This is a genomic window from Mucilaginibacter sediminis (genome assembly GCF_051903035.1).
In the GTDB taxonomy this organism is placed as follows: domain Bacteria; phylum Bacteroidota; class Bacteroidia; order Sphingobacteriales; family Sphingobacteriaceae; genus Mucilaginibacter.
The window spans coordinates 1,656,708-1,670,690 of record NZ_CP170602.1; the positions used below are offsets into that span (position 1 = coordinate 1,656,708).

10 protein-coding genes are annotated in these 13,983 nt (G+C 43.1%); 8 read left to right on the forward strand and 2 right to left on the reverse strand.

Annotated features, from left to right (window positions below; genetic code table 11):
* Position 1: 1 nt before the first annotated feature.
* The 4 genes from ACFGVS_RS06445 (at position 2) to ACFGVS_RS06460 (ending at position 4,223) form a co-directional block, all read left to right on the forward strand.
* Positions 2 to 1,003: a hypothetical protein gene (locus ACFGVS_RS06445; protein ID WP_439697937.1), complete on the forward strand. Its 1,002-nt coding sequence runs from the start codon at positions 2 to 4 to the stop codon at positions 1,001 to 1,003.
* Between the two features lie 119 nt (positions 1,004 to 1,122).
* On the forward strand, positions 1,123 to 2,133 hold the full coding sequence (locus ACFGVS_RS06450; RefSeq protein WP_274208587.1) for a fatty acid desaturase: 1,011 nt from the start codon (positions 1,123 to 1,125) through the stop codon (positions 2,131 to 2,133).
* A 197-nt stretch (positions 2,134 to 2,330) separates the two neighbouring features.
* Entirely contained in the window at positions 2,331 to 3,164 is an 834-nt protein-coding gene (locus ACFGVS_RS06455; protein WP_274208588.1) for a sterol desaturase family protein, read from the forward strand.
* Positions 3,165 to 3,317: 153 nt separating this feature from the next.
* The gene (locus ACFGVS_RS06460; protein ID WP_439697938.1) at positions 3,318 to 4,223 is read left to right on the forward strand and encodes a hypothetical protein; all 906 of its coding nucleotides are present in this window, start codon (positions 3,318 to 3,320) and stop codon (positions 4,221 to 4,223) included.
* A 100-nt stretch (positions 4,224 to 4,323) separates the two neighbouring features.
* Here the strand turns inward: ACFGVS_RS06460 and ACFGVS_RS06465 are convergent, their stop codons facing one another.
* Positions 4,324 to 6,552, reverse strand: coding sequence for a putative Ig domain-containing protein (locus ACFGVS_RS06465; RefSeq protein WP_439697940.1), 2,229 nt, complete (start codon positions 6,550 to 6,552; stop codon positions 4,324 to 4,326).
* Between the two features lie 285 nt (positions 6,553 to 6,837).
* On the reverse strand, positions 6,838 to 8,850 hold the full coding sequence (locus ACFGVS_RS06470) for a glycoside hydrolase family 127 protein (protein ID WP_439697942.1): 2,013 nt from the start codon (positions 8,848 to 8,850) through the stop codon (positions 6,838 to 6,840).
* 290 nt (positions 8,851 to 9,140) lie between these two features.
* Here ACFGVS_RS06470 and ACFGVS_RS06475 point away from each other — a divergent pair, with 290 nt between their 5' ends.
* The 4 genes from ACFGVS_RS06475 to ACFGVS_RS06490 all read left to right on the forward strand — a co-directional run bounded on the left by ACFGVS_RS06475 (position 9,141) and on the right by ACFGVS_RS06490 (position 13,794).
* Positions 9,141 to 9,575: a hypothetical protein gene (locus tag ACFGVS_RS06475; protein ID WP_439697943.1), complete on the forward strand. Its 435-nt coding sequence runs from the start codon at positions 9,141 to 9,143 to the stop codon at positions 9,573 to 9,575.
* A gap of 247 nt (positions 9,576 to 9,822) precedes the next feature.
* The gene (locus ACFGVS_RS06480; RefSeq protein ID WP_439697945.1) at positions 9,823 to 10,176 is read left to right on the forward strand and encodes a hypothetical protein; all 354 of its coding nucleotides are present in this window, start codon (positions 9,823 to 9,825) and stop codon (positions 10,174 to 10,176) included.
* A gap of 483 nt (positions 10,177 to 10,659) precedes the next feature.
* On the forward strand, positions 10,660 to 12,786 hold the full coding sequence (locus tag ACFGVS_RS06485; RefSeq protein ID WP_439697946.1) for an ATP-binding response regulator: 2,127 nt from the start codon (positions 10,660 to 10,662) through the stop codon (positions 12,784 to 12,786).
* A gap of 387 nt (positions 12,787 to 13,173) precedes the next feature.
* The gene (locus tag ACFGVS_RS06490) at positions 13,174 to 13,794 is read left to right on the forward strand and encodes an L-threonylcarbamoyladenylate synthase (RefSeq protein WP_439697947.1); all 621 of its coding nucleotides are present in this window, start codon (positions 13,174 to 13,176) and stop codon (positions 13,792 to 13,794) included.
* Positions 13,795 to 13,983: the final 189 nt, after the last annotated feature.

Sequence of the window (13,983 nt, forward strand, 5' to 3'; positions counted from 1 at the left end):
AATGAAAAAACAAATTTTAACTTTTATCGTAGCAATAATCGGTTTAGCACCTTTTACTCTAAACGCCCAAACTTATGTGGCCGATAAAACCATCGCACTGACCGGCGATGGCGGGTACGATTACCTGGCCATTGATAAAGTAAACAACCGTTTATATGTATCGCATGGCACCCAGGTAAACGTTATTGACATGGCAACCGATAAAGAAGTGGGCTCTATCGATAATATGAAAGGCATACACGGCATTGCCATTGTAAATAAACTAAACCGCGGCTTTATTACCGATGGCAAGGCCAACGCGGTGGTTGCTTTCGATATTAAAACCCTGAAAACAATCACTACTATCCCACTTACCGATGCTAAAGGGCCGGATGCTATTATGTATGATTCTTATTCAGATCGTATTTTCAGCTTCAACGGCGAAAGCAATAACTCTTCGGTTATCGACCCAAAAACTTTAAAACAGGTTGGCACAGTGGCCCTGGGCGGAGGCCCCGAATTTGCGGTACCAGATGGCAAAGGCAAAATATATAATAACCTGGAAGATAAAAACAGCCTGAACGTTATTGACAGTAAAACCCTAAAGGTAATTAAAAACTACCCCTTGACGCCATGTGGCGGCCCTACCGGCCTTGCTTTAGATGCTGCCAACCAGCGGGTATTTACTGTTTGCCGCGAAAATAAGGGGATGAGTGTTGTTGATATCAACACGGGTAAAGTAACTGCCACCATACCAATTGGCGCAGGCGTTGATGCTGTGGCTTATGATGCTGAAACCAAGCTTATATTTTGCTCCAATGGTGATGGCACAACCACCATTATCAAACAAAAATCGGCAGACGATTATAGCGTTATTCAAACGTTAAAAACTGCGGTGCGTGCTAAAACTTTGGCGCTTGACGCCAAAACTCACAAAATTTATTTAAGCGTGGCCGAATTTGAGCCAGGCACACGCAAAGCACTGCCCGGCACCTTTAAAGTACTGGTTTACAAGCTACAGTAAGCTTATTTTTATATAAAAAAATCATGAAATGTTTGTGAATTTCAAGTATCTAACTTTTATTTTGACTGCAAAATGATATTTTTAAAACGTTATTCCTATATTTAACGTTTACATATTATATGATTAAAAGAACTGATTTTGTTTATTCTTCCGAGTCTGAACCACATCGTATCCGTACAAAAAAAATTTTAAAGCAGTTTCCGCAATTGCGTAAGCTGATAGGTAAAAACCCCAATACCATATTTGCCATTATTGGTTTGGTAGCGTTCCAGGTAGTTTTAGCCTGGTTTCTGCGCGATCAATCATGGTGGTGGGTATTTGGTGCAGCCTACCTGTTGGGCGCCTTTGCCGATCATGCATTGTTTGTGATGATTCACGAATGTACCCACCAATTGCTGTTTAAAAACCGTAACGCCAATCGTTGGGCTTCTATGTTTGCCAATTTGCCGCAAATATTGCCAAGCGCAATCTCGTTCGAAAAATACCATATCAAGCACCACTCCTTTCAGGGTGTGCATGAACTGGATGCCGATTTGCCCAACAAATGGGAAGCAAAACTCATCAGCAATTCGTTTTTTGGCAAAGCGCTTTGGTTATTGTTTTTCCCGGTTTTCCAGCTTTTCCGCTTATCGCGGTTAAGAGAGATACATCCTATTGATGGCTGGATAATTACCAACTTTTTATTGCAGGTTATTTTTACCACCGCTATAGCTTATTTTATGGGCTGGCACTCGGTAGCATTTTTACTACTCAGTTTCTCTTTTTCGGTAGGCCTGCACCCGCTTGGCGCACGCTGGATACAGGAGCATTACCTTACCCACAGCGTGGAGCAGGAAACTTACAGTTACTATGGTAATTTCAACGCGGTGGCCTTTAATGTAGGCTTCCATAATGAGCACCACGATTTTCCCTCTATCCCCTGGAATAAATTACCCGAGATCAAGAAAACCGCTCCTGAATTTTATGATACGCTGTATTATCATACCTCATGGACCAAACTATTTTTCCGGTTTCTTTTTGACAGAGAAATTTCCCTTTTTAACCGGATCCTGCGTAAGGACCGCGGCCGGGTTGCACTCACCGATGTATCCAAGCCCGATGTGGAAATGGAAATGGTAAAAGAACACTAAAACAAGAAAGGGCATTTCATCAATGCCCTTTCTTGTTTTATCACACTCTACTGGCTGCTAATTGCTTACAAGCTAAAACCAATCGAAATTATGCTCATTTTTTTTGACAGAAAAATGAATATTTAATGAAGAATTAACATAGGATTAAGGTAATTGTAACAAAGTTATTATCTTTAAATCTCTATTTTAATTTGACTATGCACAAACTGAGCTTATTTTTTTCTCAGCACGAAGACCTTACGCAAGTACTTTTATACGCCTGTGTAATTACGGGTCTGTGGTTTGCCGAAATGCTGGCCTCTTTTGACGGAATAAAGATCAAATGGAAACACACCTCGGTCAACACCTTATTCATATTTACTGCCCTGCCTATCCAACTGGTATTAACCACGTTTGTAGTTTTAATATCCGGCTGGGCTACTGCCCACCATTGGGGGCTTATCAATTTTATCCCTTTTCATACCAATCCATGGGTATATTACATCGTGATGTTTATGATGATGGATTTTTGCGAATATGTTTACCATGTTACCATGCATAAGATAGAGCCGTTGTGGAAATTTCACCTGGTGCACCACAGCGATCTGAAGGTGGATGTATCTACCACCATCAGGGAACATCCTTGTGAAACGTGCATCCGCACCTGCTTTTTAATGCTTTGGGTATTTATTTGTGGACCAGCCATCAGCGTTTTGATATTAAGGCAAACCTTCCAGTCGTTTTCAAATATTGTTGCCCATACCGAGTTCCAGCTACCTTCAAGGCTCAACAAAATTATCGGCCTGGTATTTATTACCCCCAACCTGCATCACGTACACCACCACTACCAGCTGCCTTACACCGACTGTAACTATGGTGATGTGTTAAGCATTTGGGACAGACTGTTTGGCACCTATACCAATGTGGATAGGAAAGATATCATTTTTGGCATTGACACCCACATGGACGAAAATCTGAATGGTAGATTTTTAAATGTATTAAAACTTCCGTTTCAAAAATTCGATCATCCCCAAAGGCGTAAAAAAGTGTAAATTGTAGGATACTTCCCATTTGGGAGCAAATGGTACATCAAGGCAGCATCCTTTTTTCGGCCTTATTTTTGCATAGTTTGTTAAAAATTGCATTTAACTAATGCGAACTTCATACTAATATGATTTATTTGCGTTATTATTTGCAACATTAACATGAGCCGAAGAAAGAAATTACAGATCCTGATACCCTTTGTAATGCTGCTATTTTTAGGCGCATATGCCAAGCACCGTTTATTGGATAAAAAACCAATAAGCGGCACGTTGAGCAACAAGCTAATGGACGAAACATCTGGAATAGCGGCTTCATCTATCAACCCCGATGTATATTATGTACATAATGACAGCGGTGATACCAGCCGTTTCTTTTCGATAACCCCCGAGGGCAAATTAAAGGCCACCATTTATTTTAAGGGAGACAAGAATATACAATCAGGTGTTCAGGACTGCGAGGATATTGCCGTTGGCCCTGGTCCGCAAAAAGGCAAAAGCTATGTTTATCTCGGCGATATTGGCGATAACGCTCAAAATCGGAAGGTAATTACTGTTTACCGTTTTTTGGAAAACACCTTATGGGCACAGGATACTACAACACATGCCGTACCCGTAGCTGTTAATTTAAAGTATCCGGATGGTCCGAAAGATGCTGAAACGTTAATGATTGACCCGCTTGAAAAGCTTTTATATATTGTAACCAAGCGTGGCGACACCGTGGCTGTGTATACGGCGCCATTAAGTTATAAAGCCAATGATACGCTTACCTTAACCAGGCATACCAAATTATTTTTCCCCGGTTTTAAACCTTTTAAATGGATCACCGCGGGTGATATCTCCAAAGACGGCAAGCAGATTCTGCTAAAAAGCTACGAAAAGGTTTACTATTGGCAACGCCAGCCCCATGAGCATGTATGGGATGCCATGGCCAGGAAACCAAGGGAGCTGCCTTACACTATTGAAAAACAAGGTGAAGCCATAGGTTTTACACCCGATGGCAAAGGATACTATACTACAAGCGAGGGCGTATTTTCGCCCATTTACTATTACGATAGCCCGGAAAAATAAATCGATAGCGAGTTAAAGCACCAAATAAAAAATGCCCGTGAAATATAAAACTTCACAGGCATTTTCTATTAAATTGCCGGCAGCAAACGTTGCTCCCGGGCTATTTTTCTACCCTCAACAACAACACACCATGTGGTGCAACTTTAGCGGTTAAGGCATTGCCGGTAACCACAATATACTTTTGCTGCCAGGCATCCCTGAATTTGGTATAACCTGCTATAGCAGGATCGGCTTTATCAAGGCTTATGGTCTGGTATTTATCGGATGTATTGAACAGGCCGATTGCCTTGCCGCCATCTTTCAACTCTTTTACCCAAACCTGGTAATCATCTTTTTTGATATATTGGCTTGCGCCTTTACCTAATGCGTCCTGGTCAATTGCCAGTACTTCATCGTTGGTAAGCAGGCTTAACGTAAAGGCATCCAGGTGCCCCATATCGCAACCAATTAACAGAGGCGATGCCAACAGGCTCCACAAGCTGATATGTGTATACTGCTCATCAAACGTAAGCCTGGTGTTATGCAGGCTTGGGCCCCATCCTACTTTGCCAACAACCAGCATATCCGGATCGTTAAAATGGCCGGGCTGGGCATGTGGCGCTGCCTGTCCCTGGTTAAAGCCGATGGTTGACATACTTTGCCAGGTATCCTGGATATCGCCTGTTGTGCGCCAGCTATTGCCGTTTACATCGGCACCCCACTCCCATACATTGCCCCAGCCGTACTGGCAAAGGCTATACATGATATCGCGGTTTACTTTACCTAATGCGGCCTGCATTACCTGGTAAGGCTTTTTCAGTCCATCAAGGTCGGGTTTGGGTGCAATATCCGAGTATGAGCACCAATCGTATTTTAAATAGTCGATACCCCAGTCGGCGTAGGTTTGGGCATCCTGGTCCTCATGCTGCCAGCTGCCCAAAAAGCCACCGCAGGTACGTGGGCCTGGCGAAGAATAAATACCCATGCGCAAGCCTAAACCATGCACAAAATCGGTAAGGCCTTTCATATCGGGGAATTTGCTATTGGCTACAATTTTACCATCAGCAGCACGGTTTTCCGCCTCCCATCCATCATCGATATTGATGTAAGCCCAGCCATGCGCACTCAGTTTATCAATCATAGCTTTGGCCGATATGCGTACCTTTTCGTCGTTAACACTCAGTCCCCAAGCATTCCAGCTGTTCCAGCCCAATGCAGGGGTTAAACCAATATTATCGCCAATGCTAATGGTGAATGGTTTTGTTTTAGCGCCAAGGCTATTGCTTACCGTAAAAGTTACCGGGTAATTGCCCTTTTGCGCTACCGAACCGCTGATTACCCCGGTTGCGGCATCAATCTTTAAACCTTCGGGAAGCCCTGCAACCTTGTACAATAATGGCCTTTTACCTGTGGCCGGTATCAGGTAAAGGAACGGGTGGCCCGGCCGCGCTCCAAATACATCAGCCCCATTAATTTTTACCTTAGCCGTTGGATAAGGCGTTAAAATATAAGGCGTAGTTTCTGTTTGTACTATCGATTTGCCCGATTTGGTATCGGTAAATGTATAGCTGATAGTATATGATCTTTTTGCCAGGCGCGCTATCGAAAACGAGTAGGTAAACGGCTTGCCGCCGGTAAAATTGGCCGGGTTTGTTTTTTCGTAAAGCACGGTACCGTTTTCGGGGTCGGTTACTTTAAATGCAAGGGTTCCGCTGTACTGGTAAGCGTTTGTGGTATGTAATTTAATACTCTTACTTAAGCTATTGTTATCGCCATACACAAAATCAGCTTCGGTATTTACAGCCACATGGTCCATTACATCGGCCATGGTGATGTTAAATGTGCTGCCGTAGCCGCTGGTTACCAAACCGCCATCGCCGCCGGTATCAAATATACGCACTGCCAGCACGTTTTCTTTATCCCACAAAATAGCGGGATTGTTTGCTGCTATTGTATATGAGCGGCCGCCATAATGGCCATCTTTTATAGTACCGCCGTAACCGCCATATTTGGCTACCAGTTTACCGTTAAGGTAAACCTCATCATTATCATCAACAGTACCTAAATTTAAGCGGAGGCTGTCTTTCAGATACGATTTATCTTTTAATGACGAAGGAATAACCACTTTGGTACGGTACCAACCGAAGCCATCATAATTGGGGTGGCCCTGGCGTTCCCAGTTGTCGTTAAGGTTGGCAACCTGCCAGTGCTGGTCGTTATAAGTTGGCGACGCCCACTGGGCCGAATCGCCGACTGTAAATTTCCAGCCTTTGCTAATGGAAACCTCCTGCGCCGAAGCTGTCAGGAAACCCGTCGCAAGGAATAACATGGTAAAAATTTTTCTTATCATAATTAATGTTTTAATGATACCACTAAAAGTCGCCATAAATTAAGGCGGCCTGTAATTGGTTCAGAATGGTTTACTGGTTTTTTATACTTTTTAAAGGTATAAAGATTTCCAGAAAATAGAAATGTATGTGTAACATTTATTAAAAATGGGAATAGTCTAAAATCGTCATTGCGAGGTACGAAGCAATCCCCTACGTGCTAAGTCTCACATAGTTCGGGATTGCTTCGTACCTCGCAATGACGGTAGCTTAAGACATCAATTTAACGACAACGACCAGGCCGGCTTTTACTTACTCAACAAATCCACATACTTTACCTGTTCCGGAAACCAAACGGCCATCTCGCCTTTGCCGCGGTTTGCCCATGAGTAATATGGAATAGCGGTTAGCGTGCTGGTAACAGTGCTCACATTCTGATTAGCTTCATCAACATTAACACTTTTTACATCGGCCTTTAATGTCATTACGCCGTTTAGCAAATCGGCATTATAGGTTGGGGTAAAAACAACATTTTTGGGGATAATAAAACTGCTTGGCTTACCGGCATTATCTTTCCACTCGGCGCAATACATGATAGGGCCACGCTGGATGGCGATTTTGCCATTATCGTCGGCCAGTTTTTCGTTGGCTATTACACGCTGTACATCCATGGGCAGGGTAAGCTCTACCTTATCGTTTTTTTTCCATTTTTTGCTGATCACCGCATAGCCATGGTCCATCTGGTAATCAACGGCTTTACCGTTTACCTTTATTTCTATTTTTTGTGCCGATGATTTCTCGTAGCTGTACAAATCGGATGGGATAGCTTTATTCTGTGCCCAGCCCGGAATACGGATCCTGAGGTTCATATCCATAGCCGATGCAGGATCGACGTTGAATACCAAACCGCCATCCCAGGGGTAATTATTCTGCTGGGTAATTTTAAGCGCCTTTTCGCCAACCTTCAAATTTGCCGATCCGCTGATGAACAGGTTTACATACACATCCTTGCCATTTTGGGCATACATGTAACCGGGGATAGACGGAATTAACCGTACGATATTGGTTGGGCAGCAGGAGCAGGTAAACCAGCCCGAGCGCTCACGCTCAATATCCGGATGGGTAAAGCTATCGCGGATTTGCATAGCATTGGTATAAAAGAAAGATTTACCATCGAGCCCGACACCCGAAATTAAGCCATTATACAGGGTTTTCTCCAATAGGTCGATGTATTTAGAATCGCCGTGTAGTAAAAACATCCTTTGGTTCCAGAAAACATTGCCAATAGCCGCGCAGGTTTCGTTGTAGGCGGTGGTGTTTGGCAGTTCGTAATTACCGCCAAAACGTTCGCCATCACCAACGGCACCTATGCTGCCCTGTACGTATAGCTTTTTGCTCACCATGTTATCCCAAATCTTATCAATGGCGGCTATGTACTCTTTATCGCCGGTGAGGGCTGCAACATCTGTCATGCCCGAATACAGGTACATTGCCCGTACGGCGTGCCCTTCGGCTTCCTCCTGGTTGGTAACAGGGGTATCATCCTGCCAGTAAACACCGTTTTCGAATGGATTTTTGCTTTTTTTGTTGTATTCCTTATGCCCACGGGCATCAATAAAAAACTTGGCCAGGTCAAGATATTCCTTTTTGCCGCTGATGCGGTACAGGCGTACCAGGCCCATTTCTACAATTTCATGGCCGGGTGCCACGGTGCGTTTACCGGGGCCAAAAGTGCGTACCAGTAAATCGGCGTTTTTAAGGGCGATATTTAAAAAATTGCGCTTGCCGGTAGCCATAAAATGCGCGGCGGCAGCTTCGTACATATGGCCTGCATTGTAAAGCTCGTGGCTCATATTCTGCTCATTCACCCAACGCTCGGGACCGGCCCATGCTTGCGGATGTATCGGATCGATAGTGCGGGCAGTGTACAGGTAGCCATCTGGTTCCTGCGCCTTACCTACTATGGTGATCATCGAATCGAGGTAATGATCCAGCTGTTTATCTGGATGCACGGCTAACGAATATGATGCGCCTTCGATGGTTTTATAAATATCGGTATCATCAAACGGGTAAGTAGTACAAAATTTGCCCGAACGGGCGGCGGCCATTTGGAAGTTTTTTACCCTGCCGGTACTTTCGCAACGGGTAAACGATGCCGGGATAGTGGCCGTGCGGTTGGTTTCAATCCGTGAATTCCAAAAATGATCGGCCAGTTTTACACTGGTAAACGGAACCGGCTGAATAGGGTAATCCTGCTGTTTTTGTGCAAAGGCCGAAAAGCCGCAGCATACAGCTAATAATAAACAGATGTTTTTACGCATAACGGGTTAATATAATTGGCGATAACAATATAAAGATACTACATTTCAAATGTACATTAATTGTTGTTTTCACACTAATTAATTTTAACTGTTAATAGCAGAAAATTACCCGCTGCTATATTGATACTATAAGCAACAACTCACGTCCGTAAAATCGACTTCAAGCGATAAATCAATGAAAAAAATAATTTATATCATTTATAATCAGTTATTTATATTTTATATAGTACTTTGTATTGCATAATACTATATAAAACACTTACCTTTATTTTAAACTTAATCATCAGTATATGAAAACAGCATTCGATTTAAAAAAAGCGGTTATTATCATCTTTTTGCTGGTAGCCGGCAGCACAACAGTTTTTGCGCAGTGCGACCAAACCGTAACCTTAACATCATCAAAAACAAGTAAGGTTGATGACCAGGGCAATACCGACAGCAGGGATGAAACCACGGTTATTACCATTACTAAAACAGATGTAACCATTGTTCCCGGTGGCGACGATCATAAGATGTGGGGTCCAATCAGTTCAAAAACCTGCGACTGGAAAACGCCTTTTAAAGACGGCAAAACGGTTATAAAAGCGAAACTCAGTGATGACAATGGTCATGACAGAACAGCAACCATAACTATCACCGGCGTAGCGGGCAAAGTTACGCTTACGTTTGAAGCCGAGGAAAAACCGGGAATGAAGATCTTTGTAATAGCAGATAAATTTGAGTAGGCTTGATTGTTTTTGCGTGAGGCGGATGGAATCTGCCTTGCGTTTATTTTCCAGCGATAAATATTACCTCTATTACAAGGCATTCAGGATTTGCAACACCGATTTGCATGTGGGAGACGCAATTATCGTCTCTACATTTGAATGTTAACCTTGCGCCCTCCCTCTCCACGCACATTAAAACTTAACCTATTGTTTATGATAAATTTTAATAGCAACAGTACTTTTAGCTACAGAAAAACAACACGTTATGAAAAGAAAATTCTTAACAACTGTATTGCTTTGCTGCTGCTTTTTAGCCTGTTTAGCTGCCATTGCCGATTTTAGCGGAAGCTGGGGTGGAATTTTAACCATGGAGAATGGCGACCAATATCCCTTAACCTATCATTTTAAAATTGATGGTGATAAACTAACCGGCACCGTACAAACCCCAAAAGGCGAACTACCCGTTGACGACGGTAAAATTAACGGAGATAAATTCACCTTCACGGTTACCCTTGGCGATATTGAAATACCACACAGCGGCAAATTTTATGGCGATTCTATCGGCGTGGACATTGCGGCTAATGGGGTTAAAGTGCATACTACACTGAAAAGGAAGTAGCGTTAAATTATGTTGCGGGCGACGTTATAAGTTATACAATTCGGCTAAATTCGGGAGGAGACTGACGAATATCGCATGGCGGCTACGACTCACCCCGACGAGGCTACGCCCGTCTGCCCCTCTCTCCGCCTCGCGCATAGAGGAGCGAAGAAAACTATTTTTTTATTCCTCACCCTCCTTGCGGCGAAGCCTGAGAGAGGGTGGCCCAGCGGAGCGTCGGCCGGGTGAGTCGTAGCCAGCGTTCAAGCTAATGTTTATGTAAACCCAAACACATCAAAGATAGCCTACGAAGCGTTGCGGGCGAAGGCCTTTTCCGCACGACCTTTCGACAGGCTCAGCGTGACAGGCCCGCTCACAGTTGAAAAATAAACACGTCATTAAATGCTTCCTGGCTATTGCCAACATTACCAATTAAATGCGCTTAATTTTTGATAATTTTGCCGCCCTAACTATACTTTGTGTAGTTGTGCCAAACGCAATTTTATGCCAACAACGTATACCAAAACTTTAGCCCGAAAAATTCTTTTTGCGTTCCTTGCCTTCGCCATCATTTTTTCAGTTACAGCGCTTATTGTCCGCACGTCGATTACTAAAAAGTTAGCGAATATTTCTAAACTGGCCAATAATATGGGCCAGGGGAATCATCATCCCGAGCATATTTTGTTATTACTGCACCAGGCCGAAGACGATTTCCAGGCGTCTTTACTCAATACTAACAGTAAAAATAGCGACGATTATAAAACAAAGCTAACCTCGGCATTTAACGAACTGGATACTTTGCTTAAAGCACATGCCGATACAAGCAGCCTTAACATCGTACAAAGCAAAAAAATAAAGTCGTGGTACCAAAAAAAGTTAGCCCTATCTAACCAGCTCTTTGGGCTCAAGCACAATTTTGATTCATTGCTTACTGTTTATGCTGCATTTAACATCGAAGCCGTCAAGTATGCGCAGGAACTTTCCGGCAACGCCAATAAATCATTTAAAATCCAAACAGATACTGTTAAAAAAATAACGCCTTCAGCCAAAAGGAGTCTTTTTAAACGAATTAAAGATGCCATTAACAATAAGGACGACAAGACGATATCTGCAATAGAGATTAACCATCGCAACAATTTAAAGGAGGTTAATGCATCTACACAAAAGCTATTAACTAAGGATCAGAAAGCTTACGCCAACAGCCTGAGGCAATTGCAGCAACAAAACCTAAAGCTGATAACGATGCAGCGCGAACTGATTGTCCTGAATTCGCATATCAGCAATGAGCTGGAGCGCATTATTAATGACATAAAAGAATTAAATTACAACGCGACCAGCGAGTTCAGGGATATATTGTTTAAAAACTACCAGGAAACCACGGGATTGTTGAATACCTTCTCGCTTATAGCTTTATTCCTGGTGCTTGTGTTTGCTACGCTACTCATTCTATTTATCATTCAGCTTAACCGGGCCGAACTGCTGCTACACAAAGAAATTGAACAATCGGTTACCATTGCTCAACAAAAGATGGACCTGCTTTTGCATATGAGCCACGAGGTACGTAACCCGCTTACCGCCATCAGGGGCTTCCTTTACATTTTTGGTAAAACCAACCTGGCTAAAAAACAAGCTGACATGCTCGATTCTATCAAGCACTCTTCGGATATGCTGCTGCGCACCCTGAACGACACCCTGGATGCAGCAAAAATGGAAAACAGCGAGTTTAAAATTAGCACGGAACCTTTTAATCCTGATGATGCACTAAAAACAGTTGTTGAAAGCATGGAGTTTGGCGCAACTAAAAAGGGGTTAACATTAGATTACCATTTTAAAGGCGACAAAGACGCTATTTTACTGGGCGATAGCCTTAGGCTGAAACAGATTATGGTTAACCTGCTAAGCAACGCTATTAAATTTACCAAAGAAGGCGGCATCAGGGTAATAGCCGAATTGGTTGGCCCGGAAAATAAGCTGATTGTTGATGTCAGGGACACCGGGGATGGTATTAGTCCGGAGCAGCAGTCCAATTTGTTTTCAAAATACTATCAAACCAGTTCATCAAACGGAAAGGCAGGTACCGGGCTGGGACTATTTATTTGCAAACAACTGGTAAAGCTGCAGGACGGGCATATTACCGTAGATAGCAAACCCGGGGCAGGCACTACGTTTAGTTTTACCATTCCGTATCAAAAAAGCAATAACGAGGCTGTTGTTAAACCCGACACGCTTGACCCTGCATTGTTATTGAATGGCATTACCATTTTGGCAGTTGACGACAATGAGCTTGATTTGATGTCGTTAAAAATGATACTGGCCCGTTGGAATGTTAATTTTTTACAGGCAGGTAACGCAAAACAAGCATTAGAGATAATTGCCAAAAATGATGTAAACGTTGTGCTTACAGCCGTGCCTGCCCAAGAAACAGATGTAGCCGAATTGTTGACGGCCTTGCAAAAATCAACCACCTCCATTAATAAGTTACCTATAATTGCTATAAATGGCGTACCGGCAGATGCGGAAAACTATTTAAAGATGGGTTTTGCTGATATTATTGAAAAATCTGTTGTAGATACCCAATTGGTGGGTAAACTTGTTAAGGTATTGAAGCCACAAGCGGGGAACTTGCATTGATGGTAGAATTTGAGTACCCGCAAATCCCCATTAGCGCCTTGAGTGGCTGCCTGCAGGGTGGCAGATTTATGGTTTTAACAAACAATCCTTTTTGATCATAAGTCGCCCTTTGCGTCACTAACTACGCAATACTTGGGCTAAATCCGAAATTTACCCCGGGTTAAAAACATTAACCATTGGTAGTGTACCACCCCGTACCAGGGTGTTTCACCCCGTACCACCCCGTGTCAGGTTGTTTCAGGGTGTTTCATCCCGTACCGGTACACACACTTGCAATTAAATCACACTGTTCGATTTATATGACTTCGGACGGTAACACATTTACAGTGGTTGTTTATATAACCATACATTTTTTAAACTACTTCAGCGTATATTTGTCTATTAAATATGCTCATTAAAATATATCCCGAAAACCCGAACCCTAAAGCGATAGAGCAGGTTGTTGAAGTACTGCGCAAAGGCGGATTAATCATTTATCCCACAGATACCATTTACGGGCTTGGTTGCGATATCACCAACCACAAGGCTATCGAAGCCATCTGCAAAATCAGGAACATTAAACCCGAAAAGGCTAATTTTTCCTTCATCTGTTATGATTTAAGCCACATATCTGATTATATCAAACCGATAGATAACGCCACGTTCCGTGTGCTTAAAAAAGCGCTGCCCGGCCCGTTTACCTTTATATTTAACGCCAGCCATAAGGTGCCCAAGCTATTAAGCAGCAACAAAAAGACGGTTGGTATCCGTGTTCCTGACAACGATATTGCCCGAGAAATTGTACGTGTATTAGGTAACCCCATCCTATCTACCTCTATCCGCGACGACGACGATATCATCGAATACTCAACCGACCCGGAACTGATCCACGAAAAATATGAAGACCTGGTTGATATAGTGATTGATGGCGGCTACGGCGATAACGTAGCCTCGACTGTTGTTGACTGTACCAACGGCGAGTTTGAGGTAATTCGTGAGGGTAAAGGAGATCTGGAGATGTATTTGTAGGTGCTCTGGGGTTACCAGTTGTATTGATATTTTACGTCATTGTGAGGAACCATCGGGTAAGCCTGAAAAAAAAATGGTAATGGCTTTAGATGTTTACAACAACCATGTCATTGCGAGTAATCACCAGCTTGGCTGGAAAAAACAGAAATGACATTGCTGCAAATGGGGCTTTTGTAGAGACGCATAATT

What these genes read in the sequence shown, in the direction of transcription:
- ACFGVS_RS06445 (WP_439697937.1), top strand. Translation starts at nt 2, where the DNA reads ATGAAAAAACAAATTTTAACTTTTATCGTAGCAATAATCGGTTTAGCA.
- ACFGVS_RS06450 (WP_274208587.1), top strand. Translation starts at nt 1,123, where the DNA reads ATGATTAAAAGAACTGATTTTGTTTATTCTTCCGAGTCTGAACCACAT.
- ACFGVS_RS06455 (WP_274208588.1), top strand. Translation starts at nt 2,331, where the DNA reads ATGCACAAACTGAGCTTATTTTTTTCTCAGCACGAAGACCTTACGCAA.
- ACFGVS_RS06460 (WP_439697938.1), top strand. Translation starts at nt 3,318, where the DNA reads ATGAGCCGAAGAAAGAAATTACAGATCCTGATACCCTTTGTAATGCTG.
- ACFGVS_RS06465 (WP_439697940.1), bottom strand. Translation starts at nt 6,552, where the DNA reads ATGATAAGAAAAATTTTTACCATGTTATTCCTTGCGACGGGTTTCCTG.
- ACFGVS_RS06470 (WP_439697942.1), bottom strand. Translation starts at nt 8,850, where the DNA reads ATGCGTAAAAACATCTGTTTATTATTAGCTGTATGCTGCGGCTTTTCG.
- ACFGVS_RS06475 (WP_439697943.1), top strand. Translation starts at nt 9,141, where the DNA reads ATGAAAACAGCATTCGATTTAAAAAAAGCGGTTATTATCATCTTTTTG.
- ACFGVS_RS06480 (WP_439697945.1), top strand. Translation starts at nt 9,823, where the DNA reads ATGAAAAGAAAATTCTTAACAACTGTATTGCTTTGCTGCTGCTTTTTA.
- ACFGVS_RS06485 (WP_439697946.1), top strand. Translation starts at nt 10,660, where the DNA reads ATGCCAACAACGTATACCAAAACTTTAGCCCGAAAAATTCTTTTTGCG.
- ACFGVS_RS06490 (WP_439697947.1), top strand. Translation starts at nt 13,174, where the DNA reads ATGCTCATTAAAATATATCCCGAAAACCCGAACCCTAAAGCGATAGAG.